The organism is Saccharopolyspora sp. NPDC050389 (assembly GCF_040655595.1).
Taxonomy (GTDB): domain Bacteria; phylum Actinomycetota; class Actinomycetes; order Mycobacteriales; family Pseudonocardiaceae; genus Saccharopolyspora.
In genome coordinates this window covers 75,447-93,674 of the sequence record NZ_JBFAKG010000028.1, presented here as the reverse complement: position 1 = coordinate 93,674, position 18,228 = coordinate 75,447, and the positions used below count along the sequence as shown (strand labels likewise).

Below are 18,228 nucleotides of genomic sequence, written 5' to 3'. Positions count from 1 at the left end.
CGCCGGCCGCGGTCCAAACCACGATCGGTTACGCTTCCCACCGTGCTCGACGATTACGTTCCCGCCGCGCTCTTCTTCGTGCCGGCGGCTCTCCTCTTCGCAGTGTTCTTGGTGAGTTTCGCCTTCGACCGCCGAAAGGTGAGCAACGGCGTCTACCTGTTCTTCGCGCTGCTGTTCCTGGCGGGCGCGTTGATGATGGTGCTCGCTTCGAAGTCGTTGGTCGCCGCCGAGATCGTGCTCGTGACGATGCTGCTCCTCGTCCCGCTGGCCATCGTCGTCCTCGCGATCTTCCTGATCATGAACGGCGTGACGATGATGCGCCGCGAGGGCAGGCGCCCGGCGAACCTGCTGTCGCTGGCAGCGGGCGTCGGGATTTTCGCCCTCTTCGGATTGCGGGCGCTCGCCAATAGCCTCCAGTGGAAGCCGCTGCAGGTGACCATGGGCGCGGTGGGCGCCGTGGTCTCCTACGTTTCCCTGCTGTTCGTGTGCTTCCTGCTCTACTCCTTCGTCTACGGCCGGATCCGGCCCCGCCGCGCCGTCGACTTCATCGTGGTGCTCGGTTCCGGCCTGATCGGCTCGCGCGTGCCGCCGCTGCTCGCCAGCCGGCTCGACCGCGGTCGAGCCGCGTTCGACGCCGAGCGCGCGAAGGGCCGCGATCCGAAGCTGGTGACCTCCGGCGGTCAAGGACCGGGCGAGGACCTGCCCGAGGCGCGCGCGATGGCCGACTACCTCATCGACAAGGGCGTGCCCGAGGACCGGATCCTGGTCGAGGACCAGTCGCGCAGCACCGAGGAGAACCTGCGGTTCAGCAAGGCGATCATGCAGCAGCACCGGCCGAAGCACCGGTGCGTGGTGGTGACGAACAACTACCACGTCATGCGCGCCGCAACCATCACGCGCAAGGAGAAGGTCAACGGCCAGGTGATCGGTTCGCCGACGGCGCGCTACTTCTGGCCGAGCGCGACGATCCGCGAGTTCGTGGCGGTCTTCCTTTCGCACAAGATCGTGAACTCCTGCATCTGCGCGTTCCTGATCATCACGGACGTGCTGCCCGCGCTCTGATGCGCTGAGAGGACAGCCGGTCTGAGCACGAGGCCGGCACCCGATGCCCGAACGCCGCTCGGGAGCCCGGAGCCCGCTGCACCGGCCCGGTGAGCGCCGGCTCCGGGATCTGTTTGGATCAGGGCGTGGATCTGTTGCGTCATCTCCGATTCTTCGTCGCCGTGGCTGAAGAGGGCCATTTCGGACACGCCGCGGACCGGCTCGGGATGACGCAGCCGCCGCTGTCGCAGGGCGTGCAGCGGCTGGAGACCAGGCTCGGCGTCACCCTGCTGACCAGGGGTTCTCGCGGAGTGGGGCTGACCACCGCCGGGGCCGAGCTGCTGCCCAGGGCACGTGCCCTGCTCGACGGCGCGGAGCAGTTCGAGGAGGAAGCGCGCCGCCAGCGGGAGAACCGCGGAGCGGTGCGCGTCGGCGTCGTCGCGGCGCTCAGCGACCGGCAGGTCGCGGCCCTGACGGCGGCGGTGCGGGCCGCCGCGCCCGATCCAGCGGCGCGAACCGTGATCATCACGACGGCGTCGACGGTCGACCTGGTCGACGCCGTCACCGCCGGCCGGCTCGACTGCGCGGTGGTGCACCACCCGGCGCTGATCGGCGCGCTGCAGGCCGGGCCGATCCGGAAGATCCCGCGTTCGCTGCTGGTGCCCGCCGACCACCCGGCGGCGCGCCGCAAGCAGTCGCTGCGCTCGCTGGCCGGCCTGGCCTGCGCGACCGCGCCGCGCAGTCACGGGACGGCAGCGTTCGACCTGCTCGTGGACACGCTGCGGATCAAGGGGCTCGATCCGGACTTCCTGCCTGCGGCGGGTGATCGCGACGCGTTGACCGCAGTCGCCGCCGGGCGCGCCTTCGCCCTCACCACCGACCCATCGCTGGAGGTCTCCGGCGTGACCCGGTTGCCGACACCGGGGGATGACCTCGCGCTGCGGGTGCGGCTGGTCTGGCAGGAACCCGCGCCGCCGGACGACGTGCTCGCGGCGGTCGAGGCCGCGCTGCAACCGGCGAGGCCGCGGTGAGCCCGGTCGAGCGCCGCATCCGCGAGGTGCTGGCCGACGCCGGTGCCGAAGGCTGGGTGCACGCGAAGCCGCTGAACTCCTCGTCGGAGCGGGAGATCGACGTCGGCGGGGACGAGCTCGTCGTCACCGCGTCGGTCTACAAGCTGCCGCTGCTCGTGGCGTTGTGCCGCGCATTCGACGCCGGTGCGCTCGACCCGCGCACCAGGGTGCGGATCGATCCCGCGTCCTGCACGCCCGGACCCACCGGGATGTCGGCGTTCCAGGACCCGGTCACGGTTTCCTGGCGCGACCTGGCGGCGTCGATGATCGCCGTCTCCGACAACGCGGCGGCGGACCTGATCCTCGGCGAGGTGGGGCTCGATGCGCTCGCCGACACCCTCGCCGACCTGGGGCTTTCCCGCACCCGCGTGGTCGGCGGCACGGCCGACTCGCACGCCGCGCTGATCCGCGACACCGGCACGACCACCGCGGCCGAGGCGTTCGCGCTGCTCAGCGACAACGACGCCGCTCGCACGGTGAGCGCCTACGACCCGTCGTACGCCAGCGCCACCACGCCGCGCGAGATGACCCGGCTGCTCGAACTCATCTGGGCCGACGCGGTCGCGTCGCCGCGGCAGTGCGAGTTCATCCGGCGGTTGCTGGGGAACCAGGCGTGGCAGCACCGCATCCGGGCCGGGTTCCCGTACAGCGGGGTTCGGGTCGCGGGCAAGACCGGCACGATCGGCGCGGTGCGCAACGAGGTGTCGGTGGTGGAGTTCGACGGCGAAACACCGGTCGCGGTGGCGGTGTTCACGCTCGCGGCCCGCGCCGACGCCGCGCTGCCCGGAGTCGACGCGGCCATCGCGGAATGCGCCCGGATAGCGGTCACGGACCTGCGCTCCGGCCGGTTGTGAGCGAACTTTTTTTCGCGGGTCGGGCGAGCCTGAGCGCCGCCCGGCAGCTGCGACCATATCGATCCGCTATCGGGCGCGGGCCGGGAACGGATTGGCGCTATCGGCCGCGGGCTGCTTGATTGGCGGCAGGCCGAGATGCGGCCCCACCCGATTGGAGAATCTCCTTGCAGCACCACAAAACCCGTGTTGGACGTCGAACGATCCTGGGCGCGTTGCTGGCCGCCCCGGCGGTGGCCGCGTGCGGTTCGAGCGGCGTAGTGGCGGCACCGAGCAACGCGGGGCCGGACCTCACGGGCAAGTACACCCCGGTCTTCGCCGACCTGGAACGCCGCTACGACGCCCGGCTCGGGCTGTTCGCGGTCAACGTCCACACCGGACGTTCCCTGGGGCACCGCGCCGACGAGCGGTTCGCGATGTGTTCGACGTTCAAGACCTACGCGGCCGGCGCCCTGCTGCACCGGCACGGCCTGGCCGGCGGCTACTTCGACAAGGTGATCCACTACACCGAGGCCGACCTGGTGGCGAACTCGCCGATCACCGGCCCCAACGCGGGCATCGGCATGATGGTCAACGAGCTCTGCGCCGCGGCGATCACCCGCAGCGACAACACCGCGGGCAACCTGCTGCTCGCCGAGCTCGGCGGCCCGCCCGCGATCACCGCGTTCGCGCGCGAGATCGGCGACGGCAGCACCCGCCTGGACCGCTGGGAAACGGATCTCAACACGGCGATCCCCGGCGACGAGCGCGACACCACCACCCCGGCCGGAATCGCCGCGGGCTACCGGGCGCTGGCGGTGGGCAACGCCCTCGGCGCGCCCGAGCGCGACCGGCTGACCGGATGGCTGTTCACCAACACCACCGGCGCCGCGCGCATCCGCGCGGGCCTGCCGCCGACCTGGCGCACCGGCGACAAGACCGGCACCGGCGACTACGCCTCGGGCAACGACGTGGCCGTGACCTGGACCGATCGCGGCCAGGCGATCGTCATCGCGGTGCTGACCACCCGGCCGCGGAAGGACGACGAGGTCGACAACGGGCTGCACGCCGACACCGCGCGCGTCGTCGCCGAGGCACTCGGCTGACCACTGTGGACGAGCGTCAGCTGGCGGGAAGCGTTGCGGTCACCTGGAAACCGCCGTCGGGCAGCGGACCCGAGTCGATGTCGCCGCCGGCCAGCTGCACGCGTTCGGCGAGCCCGATCAGGCCCTGCCCGCCGCTGGGCAGGCTGCGCCGGAAGTCCTCGGCGGGGCGGCTGTTGCGCACCGAGATCTCCAGGTTCTCGGGCCGGTAGGCGAGCGCGACCGAGGCGCGGGAACCGCCCGCGTGCTTGTGCACGTTCGTCAGCGCCTCCTGGATGACCCGGTACGCGGCGCGCTCGATGTGGTCGGGCAGCCGCTGGCGGTCGCCGTCGATGCGAAGCTCGGCGGCCAGGCCGGCGTCGCTGGAGGCGGAAACGAGCGCCTCGACGTCCCGCAAGGTGGGTTGGGGCGGCTCGGGCCGCCGATCGTCGGGATCCGAGCGCAGCACGCCGATCATCTGCCGGAGCTCGTTCAGCGCGCCGCGACCGACCTCCTGGATGGTCGCGGCCGCCTGGGCCGCCTTCGCGGGATCGCGTTCGGCCAGCAGTTCCAGCGCGCCGGCGTGCACCACGACCAGGCTCACCTGGTGCGCGATGGAATCGTGCATCTCGCGGGCGATGCGGGCGCGTTCCTCGGCGCGGGTCTGCTCGGCGATGAGGGCCTGCTCCCGCTCGGCCCGCTCGGCGCGCTCCACCCAGTGGGCCAGCCGCGCGCGACGACCGGCCATGTAGAGCCCGACGACCAGCGGGAACAGATTGAGCAGCGACATCATGACCACCAGCGTGGCGAAGTTGCCGATGCTGTCGAACGTGGCGACCTCGCGCAGGAAGGCCCGCGACGCGACGATGCTCACCGCCGCGGTGCCCCAGATCTGCCAGCGCTTCCGGCCGTAGGCGCCCAGCGCGTACTGCGCGACGAAATCGCCGAAGAAGAACGGCGTCGCGAGATGCACGGCCACAGCGAACAAGGCGACAGTGACCGGGAACCGCCGCATGGCGAGCAGGGCGAGCGAGCCCACCAGCGCCCACGCCAGCTGCCACCACATCTCCAAGTCGCGGGCCGGGTTGTTCAAGATGGTGGACCACGCCGAGAGGAAGAAGACGAATCCGCTGATGACGGCGAGGATCACCCACCGGGGTACTCGCGCGAGCCAGGTCGGCCGCGTGCCGAGGAAGTACGGCTCCTCGTCCGGGTCGAGCTTGCCGGGGAAGTTGGCGATCAGACTCCGCATTGCCACGGCACCTAGCGTATGGGAACGACGCGCCGACCGAATTGGCCTGCGGTCGTACTACTCAGGTATGACACCCGCGCTGCGGCGTGGGAATTTCTGCGATCCGGGAATGATCACCGAATGGGACTCGCGGGCGATGTCCGCGCAGGATCGCCCGCCATAGCTTTGATCCATGCTCCACGCGAACGAAAGCCGAACGCCCGACGCCGTCGAGATACCCGATCCGCGACCGCGCCCCGCACGCCTGAGCGGGGTCGACCTGGCCCGCGCATTGGCGGTGCTGGGCATGTTCGTCGCGCACATCGGGCCGGCGATGCTGGATCTGCGGGCGGGCACCGCCGCGCAGGTGCTGGCGGTGCTCGGGAACGGGCACGCCTCGATCCTGTTCGCCACGCTGGCCGGCGTGTCGCTCGCCCTGCTCACCGGTGGTAGCGACCCGCACGAGGGCGCGCTGCTGCGACGGGATCGCGTCCGGATCGCGGTTCGGGCGGCGATCCTGTTCGTGCTCGGCATGGCGCTGACCCAGCTCGGCACCCCGATCATGGTGATCCTGTCCTTCTACGCGATCTACTTCGTGCTCGCCCTGCCGGTGCTGCGGCTGCGTCCCACGGCGCTCGCGGTGCTCGCCGGGATGTGGGCGCTCGTCGCTCCGCAGGTCTCGTTCCTCATCCGCGGCGCGGTCGGCAGCGCGGAAACGGCGGGCGGCGCGTTGTCCTTCAGCGACCTGGCTTCGCTGCCGGACGCCGGGGCCGGGTTGTTGCGGCTGCTGCTCGACGGCGCGTACCCGGTGCTGACCTGGATGCCGTTCGTGTTCGTCGGCATCGCGGTCGGGCGGCTCGATCTGCGCACGACGGCCGTTCGGTTGCGATTGCTGGTGACGGGCGCCGGCTTGGCGGTCGTCGGGTACGGCGGATCGTGGCTCGCGCTGAACGTCTTCGGTGGCATCAAAGCACTTTCGCCGCTGCTGGACGCGCTGAGCCCGATGGCGGTCGAGCTCGGGAAGACCCCGATGGAGCTCCTGCAGATGTCGCACTTCGGGACGGTGCCCGCCGGCAATCCGGCGACGCTGCTACTGGCCGCGCCGCATTCCGGCACGACATTCGAGATCGTGGGCTCCACCGGCGCCGCGCTGGCTGTCCTCGCGCTCTGCCTGTTCATCGGTGACCGGCTGAGCACGGTGCTCGCGCCGCTGACGGCTGTCGGCGCCTTGGCGCTGACCGTCTACACGGTGCAGGCGGTGGCGCTGAAGATCCTGATGGACACCGCGCCGCCGGTCATCATGGCGTACCCGTGGCTGCCGCTGATCGGCTTCGCACTGGTCTCGATGCTGTTCTGCGGACTGTGGCGGCCATTCCTCGGCCGCGGCCCGCTGGAACGCGTCCTGCACTGGATGTCGGTCCGAGCCGCCGCCGCGGTCGTCCGCTGACCGGTGCGGAACGACGCCTGCCCGCCGGGAGCGAACCCGGTGCGGCAGGCGCCTACCCGCGCATCGGTCGAACGGTTGATTTCGCGGTGCGCCCTTCGGTTCCGGTCGGCCATCCCGCGGTGCGATGTGCCGGGCGGCCGCCTCGGTCACATTGGATGTCGGCGGAACGCCTCGGTTGGAAGGAAGCGCATCGGCGATGAAGAAGCTGTACTGGGCTGCACTGGCCTACATGGTCCTCGGGCTGGCCGCGGGGCTGTACTACCGCGAGTTCACCAAGGCGCTGGACTTCACCGGCGACACCCAGCTCTCCGTGCTGCACACCCACCTGCTCGCGCTGGGCATGCTGTTCTTCCTGCTGGTGCTGGCGCTGGACAAGGCCTTCGCACTGTCCGGGAACAAGCTGTTCACATTGTTCTTCTGGTTCTACAACTCCGGGCTCGCCCTCACCGCCGCGATGATGCTCGTGCACGGCACGCTGACCGTGCTGGGCGAGGAGAGCTCCGCCGCGATCTCCGGGATCGCCGGGCTCGGCCACATCCTGATCACGCTCGGCCTGATCCACCTGTTCCTGTCGCTGCGAAAGGCCTTGCCCGGAACGGAGAAACCCGAGCAGCGTTCCGAAGCGATCCGGTGACGGTCACGATCGTCCACTGTGGCCATTAGTTGGATTGGCGGGTGCCGAGCATGCGCGGCACCCGCCGGCCCATCAGGATTCGAAGAAGCCGATCACCGTGTCGAGCACGCTGGTGTCGGACAGGAACCCGATGTGCGTCTGGCAGGCGACCACGTTGTTGGCGGCGCCTTCGACGGCCGTGCTGGTGTAGGGCAGGATCACGCCGTCGCACGGCGAGTACCAGGTCGCGTAGGCCGTGGAGCCCGGCGTTTCGTCGCCGGAGTTGAGGCGCTGCTCGAAGTCCGATCCGGGCAGCATCTCCCGGCACGAGGCGTTGACCAGGCAGGCGTTCGCGGCGGTGGTGCCGTGGTTCGCGCCGGCCAGCGACGCCCAGTGCGCCACCTCGGCGTGACCGTCGAGCTCCTTCAGGTACCAGCGGGTCACCAGCCCGCCCATCGAGTGGTTGACGATGTCGACCTGGTCGGCGCCGGTCTCGGCGCGCACCTGGTCGACGAACGCGTCGAGTTCCGCCGCGCTGCGCTCGTTGGACTGGCTCCAGTCGTATTCGAAGGTGTGGAGCTGAGACGAGTCGTAACCGTTGGCGCGGAAGTGGGTGAGCGCTGGCGCCCAGTTGGACGCGCTCCCGGTGTAGCCGTGGACGAAGACGACGGGGTGCGAGCCCGCCGCGTTCGCGACGAGCGGCGGTCCGACGGCGCAGAACGCCAGGCATGCCAGTAGAACACCGATCAGTCGACGCATGCGATCCTCCTCGTTGAGCGGGAACTGACGGCGCACAGCTTCGCCGGGGCTCGGCCGCGCGGGCATCGGCGAAATCACCAGTCCCGCGCGCCGGTTCGCCCGGTTACGACGTTGGGCGTGTTCCCCGCGCGCGGTCGCGCCTGCACACTGTCGTCATGCCGGACAGCCCAGCCGCACCGGAGTTGCGGGGCCGCGAGCGGGAAACCGCCGCCTTGCGCCGCTTGCTGGCACAACGCGACGGTGGCGCGCTCGTGATCGCGGGCGCGGACGGGATCGGCAAGTCCGCGCTGCTGGAACACGCCCGCAGTACTGCTTCCGGCTTCCGGATCGCGCATGTCAGCGGGGTCCGAGCGGAGCGGGAAATCCCGTTCGCGGCGCTGGATCGCCTGCTGCGCAGCGCCGGGCGGCGCACCGCCGAGCCGCTGTTGTGCTGCGTGGACGACATCGCCGACCTGGACCCGGAATCGTTGGCCGCATTGGCGTTCTGGGCTCGCCGGGCGGAGACCGGACGGGTTTTGCTGGTCTTCGCGGCCGACCGGGCGACCGCCAACGGTCAGCTCGCCGGGGTCGAGCAGCTCCACGTCGACGCGCTCGACGACGACGCGTGCCGCCGGTTGCTCGCCGACCGCTTCGGTCCGGCTCTGAATCCCGCCGTGGTTTCCGAGATCGTGCTGCGCGCCGCAGGAAATCCGCTGGCACTGCTGGAAGCCGCGGACGCGCTGTCCGCCGAGCAATGCGCCGGGCTGGCCCCCGTGCCGTCGGTGCTGCCGCGCACCAGCCGCTTCCGCAACCAGTTGAGGAGCAGGTTCGGCGAATTGTCCGAGCGGGCGAAGCAGTTGGCGGCGCTGGTGCTGGCCGCCGACGAAGACCTGGCCGCCGAGATCTGCGGCGACATCGACGAAGCCATCCGGGCCGGATTGGTCGTGGTGGACGGCGACCGGGTGCGGGTGCCCAGCGAGTTCGCGCGAGCCTGCCTGCGGGCCGACGCCCCGGCAGCCCTGCTGCGGGACGCGCACCGGCGGCTCGCGCTGATCGCCGACGACGAAGTGGCGGCCGCCTGGCACAGGCTGAAGGCCGGCGACCAGGCCACGGGCGATTTGCCCGTGCGGTTGCAGGAAATCGCCGAGTCGGCCCGGCGAGCCGGGCGGCACGCGGCAGCCGCGGCAGCCGCTGCGAAGTCCGCCGAGTTGACGGCGGAGCCGGAGCGGAAGGCGCAGCTGCTGCTAGCAGCCGGTCGGGATTCTCTGCTAGCCGGCGGATCGCTACGGGCGCGGACGCTGGTCTGCCGGGCACGGCCGATGATCGGCTCGTCCCGGTCGCGCGGGTTGGCGGGCCTGGTGTCGGGAGAGTTGGAGTTGCGGGACGGCATGCCCGCGGCGGCGCACCACGACCTGCGCGGTGCGGCGGCCCGGCTGATCGGCACGGACCGGGAGCTGGCGGTGACCGCGCTGGTGCTGGCCGGCGAGGCGAACTGCGTGACCGGCGACTACGAGCGCTTCTTCGCCGTCGCCAAAGAAACCGAGCAACTGCGCAGCCTGCACGACGGCCCCGCGACGACGCTGCTCCTCGACCACGTGCGGGGGATGGCCGCGTTGTTCCAGGGACGGCACGCAACAGCGGTCCCGGCGCTGCGGAACGTGCTGCGGCTGGTCGACGAGGGAACCGGCTCGCTGCCGCGAATCCTCGCTAGCCAGGCCGCTTTCGCGCTGGGCGAGCCGCTGCGCGCGCACGACCTGGCTCAGCGCGCCGTGGTCGCGGCTCGGGAACGCGGCGAGATCGCGCAGCTGCCGTGGGCATTCGTGTACCTGGCGCTATCGGCGCTGCTGCTCGACCGCTACGCCGATGCGGAAACCAGCGCGCTCGAAGGCTTGCGCATGGCCCGGGCGACCGATCAGCGCAACATCGCCATCGACCACCTGGCGCTGCTCGCCCTGGTGGCGGCGCTGCGCGGCGACCGGGAAACCGCGTGGGGCCGCCTGGCGGGAGCCTTCGGCAGCGGCGTGGCCACCCGCGGCCTGGGGCGCCCGGGCGCGTTCGGCACGTGGGCGATGGGCTGCGCCGAACTGGCCTCCGGCCGCCCGGCCGACGCGGTCCGCCGCCTGCGCTCGACGGCACCGGGCTCGGGGCGCGTCAACCCGGTGGTGCGCGTGCTGGCCGTGCCGCACCTGGTGGAGTCGGCCGCGGACTGCGGCGAAGGCGCGCGAGCCCGGCGATCCCTGCAGGCCTTCGACGACTGGGTCGGCACCACAGGCAGCCAGGCCAGGATGGCGCTCTCGCACCGCTGCCACGCGCTGCTCGCCGAGCGCGAATCCGATGCCGACGAACGCTTCCACGCGGCGATCGAGCTGCACCGCAGCAGCGGGTCGGCGGTGGAGCTGGCCAGGACGGAACTGCTGTACGCGAAACGGCTGCGTCGCAGGCGCAAGCCCCGGTTGGCGCGGGAACTGCTGAGCGAGGCGTGCGCGATCTTCCGCGAGTTCGGCGTCGACAGCTGGGCGGAGCAGGCCGGTGCCGAGTTGCGCGCCGCCGGGGCCGGCGCCCCGCGAACCGCCCCGGCGCGCGGCGGCGAGCTCACGCCGCAGCAGTCCGAGATCTGCCGGCTGGTGGCCGACGGCGCGACGAACCGCGAGATCGCCCAGCGGCTCTACATCAGCCACCGCACCGTCGACCACCACCTGCGCAACATCTTCGCCAAGCTCGGCGTCCGCTCCCGGGTCGAGCTCGCGAAGCTCGTGCGATGAGGCCGGTCAGGACTTCTTGGCGCGGCTCGGCGCGACGCGGGGCGGCTCGTTGGGCTGCTTCGGGTAGACCGGCGGCCACGGCGCGTCCTGCAGCCCGGCGGCCATGTCCTGCCGGGACCGTTCGAGCAGCGGCTCGATCGACTGCGGCTGCCGGTCGGCCCACGGATCACCGAGCTCCGCTACCCGGCCCGGCACGGTCGCGATGGTGAGCTCGTCGGGATCGACCGATTCGAGCTCGTCCCAGCCGATCGGAGTCGAAACCTGCGCCCCCACCTTGGGCCGCACGCACCACGCGCCGAAAACCGTCTTGTGCGGGGCGTTCTGGTTGAAGTCGACGAAAACCCGGGCGCCCCGCTCCTCCTTCCACCACTTCGCGGTGATGAGCTCGGGGTGGCGGCGCTCCAGTTCGCGGGCCAGCGCGACCGCGGCGGCCCGCACCTCGTAGCTGTTCCAACGCGGTTGCAGCGAAGCGTAGATGTGCAGGCCCCGAGATCCCGAGGTCTTCACGTGCGCGGCGATGCCGTCCGCGGCGAGCAGCTCCCGGGTCGCCACGGCGGCCTCCATCACCTGCGGATACCGCACGCCGGGCGACGGGTCGAGGTCGATGCGCAGCTCGTCGGCGATCTCCGGCGTGTCGGCGTGGTACGGCCAGACGTGGAACCCGAGGCAGCCCAGGTTCACGGCCCAGACGATGTGCGCCAGGTCGGCGGCGACGAGCGCGTCGCTGGTGGTGCCGTTGGGAGTGGCGACGACGGTGGTCTGCAACCAGGGCGGCGCGGACTTCGGCACCCGCTTCTGGAAGAAGGACTTGCCGCCAGCCCCGTCCGGATACCGCTCCAGCAGCAGCGGCCGCCCCTGCAACGTGCCCAGCAGCGGGCCGGCGACGGCCTGGTAGTAGCGGACCAGGTCGAGCTTCGTCTCGCCGCGCCGGCTGAAGAAGACCTTGTCGGGATGCGAAACCGAAACCTCGGTACCCCCGACGTCCAACGTGACGCCCTCACCCATCGCCAACCCTCCACCCGTTCGGTCCCGCACAAGCGTAGGTCGTCGCAGGCCCGGTCACAGGGATGTTCGACGCGCGCAGCAAGCCGGGTCATGCATTTCCGCGTGCGGCGCGGAACTCGGCGTTGGCCTCGTCGACGTCGACGATGGGCGCCGGGTAGCCCCGCCGGGTTCGCTCGGCGGGGTCGATGCGCCGCGGTTCGTGCAGCTGGTCCGCAGGGAGCCCGTCGAGCTCGGGCACGTACCGGCGGATGTAGTCGCCGGCGGGGTCGTAGCGCTTGGCCTGGCGCGTCGGGTTGAGGACGCGGTTCGGCCGGGAATCGGTCCCGGTGCCCGCGACCCACTGCCAGTTCATGTCGTTGTTGGCGATGTCGCCGTCGACCAGGAGGTCGAAGAAGTGCCGGGCGCCGAGGCGCCAGTCGAGGTAGAGCGTCTTGGTCAGGAAGCTGGCGGTGATCATCCGGGCGCGGTTGTGCATCCAGCCTTCCTCGGCCAGCTGGCGCATCCCTGCGTCGACGATCGGGATGCCCGTGCGTCCCTCCTGCCACGCGCGCAGGGCCTGCGGATCGTCGCGCCAGCGGTAGTTCCGGGCGCGGTAGTCCCGATAGCTGCACTCGGGGCGGGCGGCCAGCACCTGGTGGTGGAAGTCCCGCCAGGCCAGCTGACGGACGAAGGCGCGGTCGGACTCGCCGCGGCCCGCCCGCTCGACCAGTTCCACCGGCGACACGCAGCCGAAGTGCAGGTGGGGCGACAGCCGCGAGGTGGCGTCCGCAGCCAGGTCGTCGTGGCCCCCGGCGTAACCGGTGATGCCGTCGGCCAGCCATTGCCGCATCCGCTGCCTGGCGCAGGTCTCACCGCCGGGCGGCAGGCACGGCGACAGGTCGCCCGGTGCGAGATCCGCCCGAGCCGGCAGGGCACCGGTGCGGACGGCGGGCATCCGCAGGCGCTCCGGAACGGCGGCGGACCGCCGCATCGGGGCTTCGGCCCAGCGCCGGAAGTAGGGCGTGAACACCGCGAAGTGGTCGCTGCCGGCCGGGGTGAGGAACCCGGCGGGCTGGGCGGTGATCACGGCGTCGTGGACGTGCAGGGTGCAGTTGCGCGCCGCCAGAACCTGGCGCAACTCGTTCGCGCGTGCGATGGCGTGGGCGCTGACATCGGCGGCGACGTGCACCTCCGTCGCGCCGACCTCGTCGGCCAGGGCCGCGACTTCGGCGTGCGGGCTGCCGCGCCGGACGACCAGTCCGCCGCCGAGCTCGCGCAGCGAGCGGCGAAGGCCGCGTAGGCAGTCGAGCAGGAACGCCATCCGGTTCGGCCGGTTGAACGGGCCCGCCAGCACGGCGTCGTCCAGCACGAACAGGGGGACCACGCGATCGGCCGCCGCGGCGGCCAGCAGCACGGGGTTGTCGTGGACCCGCAGATCGCGCGTGAACAGGCAGATCGCCGTGAGCAATGTGCTTCGACCTCGCCTCCTCGTCCGTCCGCAAATTTTGGACCGCGCGCGATTCCGGAGCCAGCCGGATTTGTCGGCGCCGACCTCGGCTCATACCGTTCCGGAATGGCGGTTTCCACGTCCCGGCTCTGCCTGGTGACCGGAGCGACCGGCTACATCGGCGGCCGGCTGGTGCCGCTGCTGCTCGGCGCGGGACACCGGGTCCGCTGCCTGGTCCGCTCCCCGGAGAAGCTCCGCGACGTGCCGTGGCGCGATCGGGTCGAGGTGGTGCGCGGCGACCTGCTCGACGCCGACCAGGTGCGCTCCGCCTGCGAAGGCGTAGACGTCCTGTACTACCTGGTCCACTCGTTGGCGAAGAAGGGATTCGCCGACCTCGACCGGCGGACCGCGGCCGTCGTCGGCGCCGAGGCGGAGCGGGCGGGCGTGGCGCAGATCGTCTACCTCGGCGGAGTGCATCCCGCATCGGGCCGGCTGTCCGAGCACCTCCGCTCGCGCGCCGAGGTCGGCGAGATCCTGCTGCGCAGCGGGGTTCCGGCGGTCGCCCTGCAGGCCGCGGTGATCATCGGATCAGGCTCGGCGAGCTTCGAGATGCTGCGCTACCTCACCGAACGGCTGCCGCTGATGGTCACGCCGAGCTGGGTGCGCAACCGGGTGCAGCCGATCGCGATACGCGACGTGCTGCACTACCTGGTCGGCGCGGCGCGGTTGCCCGAGCCGGTCAACCGGACCTTCGACATCGGCGGTCCGGACGTGCTGACCTACGCGGACATGATGCGCGGCTTCGCCGTGGTGGCCGGGCTCCCGCGGCGGCGGATGGTGCCGGTCGGGGTGCTCTCGCCGCGGCTGAGCTCGCTCTGGATCAACATCGTCACCCCGGTGCCGCGCGGCATCGGCGCGCCGCTGATCGAGTCGCTGATCAACGAAGCGATCTGCTCCGAGCACGACATCGACGAGTTCGTCCCACCGCCGTCGGGTGGGACGACCGGCTACCGGGACGCGGTCGCTCTCGCACTGCGGAAGATCCGCCGGGGCGAGGTGGAAACGAGGTGGTCGGATGCGTCACCGGCAGACGCGCCGTGGGAACCGCTGCCGTCGGACCCGCCGTGGTCCGGAGGCAGCGCCTACCGGGACGTGCGCGAGCACCGGACCACCGCCTCGGCGCAGGACGTCTGGCGCGTCGTGGAGGGGATCGGCGGCGGCAACGGCTGGTACTCGTTCCCGCTCGCGTGGGCCGTGCGGGGCTGGTTCGACCGCCTGGTCGGCGGCGTCGGCCTGCGGCGAGGCCGGCGGGATCCGCGCCGCCTGCGCACCGGCGACGCGCTCGACTGGTGGCGCGTGGAAGAACTCGTGGAAGGCCGCTACCTCCGGCTGCGAGCCGAGATGAAGGTGCCGGGGCGGGCCTGGCTGGAGATGTCGGTGGAATCCAACGGCGAAGACGGGGCCTGCTACCGCCAGTGCGCCGTGTTCATCCCGCGAGGCCTGCTCGGGCACGCCTACTGGAGGGCGGTGGCACCATTCCACGGCCTGATCTTCGGCGGCATGGCCCGCAACATCACCAGCGCCGCCGAGCGCGCCCGAGCAGATCAGTCCTAAATGGACATCGATGGTCATCATGAACTGCTGTGCTGTTGGCGCAGTTCGCGATGCGGTCATTCCGGTGAGCGGTTGTACTGGACTCGCTGTTCCGGCGCGCGGTTCGGCGTAGGCGCGCAAGGTGTTCGCGGACGTTCAGGAGTGTCTCGTGGGTGAGCTGCCGTTTTCCGATCGCGCTGATTTCGAGGACGCCGACCGCGGGTTCATCGCCGCGCTGAAGCCCGGCGCGGTGCGGGACGACCAGGGCCGCGTCGTGTGGGACAACGATGTGTACGGCTTCCTGGTCGACGACTGCCCGGCAACGGTCGATCCCAGCCTGTGGCGGCAGTCCCAGCTGTGCGCCCGCCAGGGGCTCTACGAGGTCGTCCCGGGGATCTACCAGGTCCGCGGCCTCGACCTGTCGAACATGACCCTGGTCGAAGGCGAGCGCGGGGTGATCGTGATCGACCCGCTGGTGTCCGTCGAGACCGCCGCGGCGGCGCTGGCCCTGTACCGGCAGCACCGCGGCGACCGCCCGGTCACCGCGGTGATCTACACGCATTCCCACGTCGACCACTTCGGCGGCGTCGAAGGCGTGGTGTCCGGCGACGTGCCGGTTCTCGCCCCGGCGGGGTTCATGGCGCACGCCGTGTCGGAGAACGTCTACGCCGGGATCGCGATGGCCCGGCGCGGCGCCTACCAGTACGGGATGGTGCTGCCGAACGGCCCGGACGGGCAGGTCGGCACCGGGCTCGGGCAGGCCGTGTCGACGGGCCGCGTCTCGCTGATCCCGCCCACGACGGACATCGCCCGCACCGGGCAGGAGGAGACGCTCGACGGCGTGCGCATCCAGTTCCAGCTCACGCCAGGCACCGAAGCGCCGGCGGAGATGAACTTCTACTTCCCGGAGCACCGCGCGCTGTGCCTGGCGGAGAACGCGACCCACAACATGCACAACGTCCTCACCCTGCGCGGCGCCGAGGTCCGCGACACCCGCATGTGGTCGCGCTACCTCACGGAGACCATCGCGCGCTACGCGGGGCAGACCGACGTCGCGTTCGCCTCCCACCACTGGCCGACCTGGGGCGGCGATCGCGTCTGGAAGTTCCTGACCGAGCAACGCGACCTGTACGCCTACCTGCACGACCAGACGCTGCGGCTGATCAACCTCGGCTACACCGGCGTGGAGATCGCCGAGCGGATCCAGCTTCCGCCGGCGCTGGACGGCGCCTGGCACGCGCGCGGCTACTACGGCTCGGTCAGCCACAACGTCAAGGCGGTGTACCAGCGCTACATGGGCTGGTTCGACGGCAATCCGGCTTCGCTCTGGGAGCATCCGCCGGTGGAGTCGGCGAAGCGCTACGTCGACTGCATCGGCGGCGTGGACCGCGTGGTGGAGAAGGCCCGCGAGTACGCGAACGCGGGAGACCTGCGGTTCGCCGCGCAGCTGTTGAAGCACGCCGTGTTCGCCGAGCCGGGCCATGCCGCCGCCAAGGAGCTGCTCGCGGACACCTACCAGCGGCTCGGCTTCGGCTCGGAGAACGCGACGTGGCGCAACTACTACCTCACCGGAGCCCGGGAACTCCGCGAGGGGATCGTCCCGACGCCGACGGCCATCTCCGGCGGGATGGCCGCGGCGCTCACGGTCGAGCAGATCCTGGACTCGGTGGCGATCCGCATCGACGGGCCGCGCGCCGCGGGCGCGGGCCTGGTCATCGACTGGCACGTCACGGACGCCGACGAGCACGTGCGCACCGCGCTGTCCAACGGCGTGCTGGTCCAGGAACCCATCCGGGAAGCCGAACCCGCCGATCTCGCCCTCACGCTGACGAAGGCCCAGCTGCTCGAGCTGGTCGCCGGTCGGCAGCCGGAAGGCGTCGACCACCGGGGCGACCGCGGCACCCTCGGGCGCCTGATCGGCCTCGTGGACGAGCCCGACCCGAGCTTCCCGATCGTGACGCCCTGACCAGGACGGGCCGTTCTTGGAAGTCCCGTGTGGACAGAGGTGGAGATGAAGAGCCCCGGGGCCCGTTCGTCGGGCCCCGGGGCGGTCGTCGGCGATGGGCTCAGCCAACCGGTTTCGTCTCGGTGTCCTCGAACGCGTGGCGCAGCGCCGCTTCCTGCTCGTTGGACAGGTTCGTGTGGATGAGTTCGGCATGGCCGCCGGGGAAGCGCTCCTTGATCCGGTCCATCACCGCGTTGTCGCTGAGCAGGAACAGCGCCGAAGTGCCGGGCACGACCTTGTTCCGCGTCTCGTCGATGAAATCGTCATCGATGCCCGCATCGCGCAACGAGCCCGCCAGCGCCCCGGTCGCGGCCCCGATGGCGGCGCCGAGGATCGGCACGAAGAAGATCAACCCGAACAGCATGCCCCAGAACATGCCGCCGAGCGCGCCGGCCCCGGTCTGGTCGTGCAGCTGCCGCGTCTTCGGTTTCTTGGCCGACTCGGGCCACGTCACGGTGGCCGCGTCGTAGATGGTGATCAGCTGCTCCTTCTGCAGGGCCTGCAGCTTCTGCGCCGCTCCCTCGGCGCCTTCCGGGCTGTCGAACTTCCAGGCGGTCAAAGTGGCCATCGGTTCTCCTCGGACCTGAGCGATTCCACGCGGAGCCGGGCGAGCCCAGCCCGCCCAGTAGAACCGTCCACCCACCCCTACGCACCCCAACCGAAACCCGAAGGGGTGAATAGGGGCCGTGAGCCGGCGGCTCAGCGTTCGGTGACGGCGAGTTTCGCGCCGAGGGCGACGAACGCCGCCGCGAAGGTGCGGCGCATCCAGGCCAGCACCCGGGGGCGGCTGATCACGTGGTTGCGGATCGCGGCGGCGAACGCGCCGCAGGCGGCGAAGACCACGAACGTCATCAGCATGAACACGCCGCTGAGCTCGACCATGCGGACGAACGCGTTCGGCTCCGCGCTGCTCACGAACTGCGGCAGGAACGCGAGGAAGAAGATGGTGAGCTTCGGGTTGAGGATGTTCACCAGGATGCCGGAGGTGATCACCTTCGCCGCTGATCGCGGCTTCGTGTCCTGCTCCACCGTGAGTGCGCCCTTGTCGCGCAGCGTGCTCCACGCCATGTAGAGCAGGTACGCCACGCCGAGGTACTTGATGATCTGGAACGCCATGGCGCTGGCGTGCAGCAGCGCGGCGAGCCCGGTGATGGCCGCGACCATGTGCGGGACGATGCCGAGCGTGCAACCCACGGCGGCGATGATGCTGGCTCTGGCCCCGCGGGCGAGCCCGGCGGCCAACGTGTAGAGCATGCCGGTGCCCGGCGTCGCAACGATTACCAACGAAGTCAACAGAAATTCAACGCTCACGCGAGCCTTGCTACCACCTCGCAGTCGCCTGCGGCGACGCATTTTGTCGCACCGGCACGACGCTCGCTCTCACC

At 71.0% G+C, this 18,228-nt stretch carries 15 protein-coding genes; 9 read left to right on the top strand and 6 right to left on the bottom strand.

What is annotated here, in order from left to right; all coding sequences use genetic code 11:
* Positions 1-42 precede the first annotated feature (42 nt).
* From AB0I53_RS20140 to bla, 4 genes are all read left to right on the top strand, one after another.
* A complete protein-coding gene (locus AB0I53_RS20140) occupies positions 43-1,062 on the top strand; it encodes a YdcF family protein (protein WP_358604785.1) in 1,020 nt (339 codons plus the stop codon).
* Positions 1,063-1,187: 125 nt separating this feature from the next.
* Entirely contained in the window at positions 1,188-2,072 is an 885-nt protein-coding gene (locus AB0I53_RS20135; protein WP_358604783.1) for a LysR family transcriptional regulator, read from the top strand.
* Complete coding sequence (locus AB0I53_RS20130) at positions 2,069-2,965, top strand: serine hydrolase (RefSeq protein ID WP_358604781.1); 897 nt, start codon at positions 2,069-2,071, stop codon at positions 2,963-2,965. Before AB0I53_RS20135 ends, AB0I53_RS20130 begins: the two co-directional genes overlap by 4 nt.
* 164 nt (positions 2,966-3,129) lie before the next feature.
* On the top strand, positions 3,130-4,047 hold the full coding sequence (gene bla, locus AB0I53_RS20125) for a class A beta-lactamase (RefSeq protein ID WP_358604779.1): 918 nt from the start codon (positions 3,130-3,132) through the stop codon (positions 4,045-4,047).
* A 16-nt stretch (positions 4,048-4,063) separates the two neighbouring features.
* On the opposite strand, the gene AB0I53_RS20120 is transcribed toward bla, so the two are convergent.
* The gene (locus tag AB0I53_RS20120; protein WP_358604836.1) at positions 4,064-5,275 is read right to left on the bottom strand and encodes a sensor histidine kinase; all 1,212 of its coding nucleotides are present in this window, start codon (positions 5,273-5,275) and stop codon (positions 4,064-4,066) included.
* A 172-nt stretch (positions 5,276-5,447) separates the two neighbouring features.
* Between AB0I53_RS20120 and AB0I53_RS20115 the strand changes: the two genes are divergently transcribed.
* Positions 5,448-6,701, top strand: coding sequence for a DUF418 domain-containing protein (locus tag AB0I53_RS20115; RefSeq protein ID WP_358604778.1), 1,254 nt, complete (start codon positions 5,448-5,450; stop codon positions 6,699-6,701).
* A gap of 196 nt (positions 6,702-6,897) precedes the next feature.
* Positions 6,898-7,335 (top strand): DUF2871 domain-containing protein, encoded by a 438-nt coding sequence (locus tag AB0I53_RS20110; RefSeq protein WP_358604776.1) that lies wholly within the window; start codon positions 6,898-6,900, stop codon positions 7,333-7,335.
* A 72-nt stretch (positions 7,336-7,407) separates the two neighbouring features.
* Here the strand turns inward: AB0I53_RS20110 and AB0I53_RS20105 are convergent, their stop codons facing one another.
* Positions 7,408-8,073, bottom strand: a complete 666-nt coding sequence (locus AB0I53_RS20105) for a triacylglycerol lipase (RefSeq protein WP_358604774.1) — start codon at positions 8,071-8,073, stop codon at positions 7,408-7,410.
* Positions 8,074-8,228: 155 nt separating this feature from the next.
* Between AB0I53_RS20105 and AB0I53_RS20100 the strand changes: the two genes are divergently transcribed.
* Positions 8,229-10,814, top strand: a complete 2,586-nt coding sequence (locus AB0I53_RS20100; protein WP_358604772.1) for a LuxR C-terminal-related transcriptional regulator — start codon at positions 8,229-8,231, stop codon at positions 10,812-10,814.
* 6 nt (positions 10,815-10,820) lie between these two features.
* On the opposite strand, the gene ligD is transcribed toward AB0I53_RS20100, so the two are convergent.
* Complete coding sequence (gene ligD, locus AB0I53_RS20095; RefSeq protein WP_358604770.1) at positions 10,821-11,819, bottom strand: non-homologous end-joining DNA ligase; 999 nt, start codon at positions 11,817-11,819, stop codon at positions 10,821-10,823.
* Positions 11,820-11,907: 88 nt separating this feature from the next.
* Complete coding sequence (locus AB0I53_RS20090) at positions 11,908-13,266, bottom strand: deoxyribodipyrimidine photo-lyase (protein ID WP_358604768.1); 1,359 nt, start codon at positions 13,264-13,266, stop codon at positions 11,908-11,910.
* Between the two features lie 105 nt (positions 13,267-13,371).
* On the opposite strand from AB0I53_RS20090, the gene AB0I53_RS20085 reads away from it, so the two are divergent.
* Positions 13,372-14,859, top strand: coding sequence for an SDR family oxidoreductase (locus AB0I53_RS20085; protein WP_358604766.1), 1,488 nt, complete (start codon positions 13,372-13,374; stop codon positions 14,857-14,859).
* A gap of 148 nt (positions 14,860-15,007) precedes the next feature.
* Positions 15,008-16,804, top strand: coding sequence for an alkyl sulfatase dimerization domain-containing protein (locus tag AB0I53_RS20080; protein WP_358604763.1), 1,797 nt, complete (start codon positions 15,008-15,010; stop codon positions 16,802-16,804).
* 100 nt (positions 16,805-16,904) lie between these two features.
* Here the strand turns inward: AB0I53_RS20080 and AB0I53_RS20075 are convergent, their stop codons facing one another.
* Both AB0I53_RS20075 and AB0I53_RS20070 read right to left on the bottom strand, forming a co-directional pair.
* Positions 16,905-17,411, bottom strand: a complete 507-nt coding sequence (locus AB0I53_RS20075; protein ID WP_358604760.1) for a DUF1269 domain-containing protein — start codon at positions 17,409-17,411, stop codon at positions 16,905-16,907.
* A gap of 131 nt (positions 17,412-17,542) precedes the next feature.
* Complete coding sequence (locus AB0I53_RS20070; RefSeq protein ID WP_358604757.1) at positions 17,543-18,154, bottom strand: LysE family translocator; 612 nt, start codon at positions 18,152-18,154, stop codon at positions 17,543-17,545.
* Positions 18,155-18,228 lie beyond the last annotated feature (74 nt).

What these genes read in the sequence shown, in the direction of transcription:
- AB0I53_RS20120 (WP_358604836.1), bottom strand. Translation starts at nt 5,275, where the DNA reads ATGCGGAGTCTGATCGCCAACTTCCCCGGCAAGCTCGACCCGGACGAG.
- AB0I53_RS20115 (WP_358604778.1), top strand. Translation starts at nt 5,448, where the DNA reads ATGCTCCACGCGAACGAAAGCCGAACGCCCGACGCCGTCGAGATACCC.
- AB0I53_RS20110 (WP_358604776.1), top strand. Translation starts at nt 6,898, where the DNA reads ATGAAGAAGCTGTACTGGGCTGCACTGGCCTACATGGTCCTCGGGCTG.
- AB0I53_RS20105 (WP_358604774.1), bottom strand. Translation starts at nt 8,073, where the DNA reads ATGCGTCGACTGATCGGTGTTCTACTGGCATGCCTGGCGTTCTGCGCC.
- AB0I53_RS20100 (WP_358604772.1), top strand. Translation starts at nt 8,229, where the DNA reads ATGCCGGACAGCCCAGCCGCACCGGAGTTGCGGGGCCGCGAGCGGGAA.
- ligD (WP_358604770.1), bottom strand. Translation starts at nt 11,819, where the DNA reads ATGGGTGAGGGCGTCACGTTGGACGTCGGGGGTACCGAGGTTTCGGTT.
- AB0I53_RS20085 (WP_358604766.1), top strand. Translation starts at nt 13,372, where the DNA reads ATGGCGGTTTCCACGTCCCGGCTCTGCCTGGTGACCGGAGCGACCGGC.
- AB0I53_RS20075 (WP_358604760.1), bottom strand. Translation starts at nt 17,411, where the DNA reads ATGGCCACTTTGACCGCCTGGAAGTTCGACAGCCCGGAAGGCGCCGAG.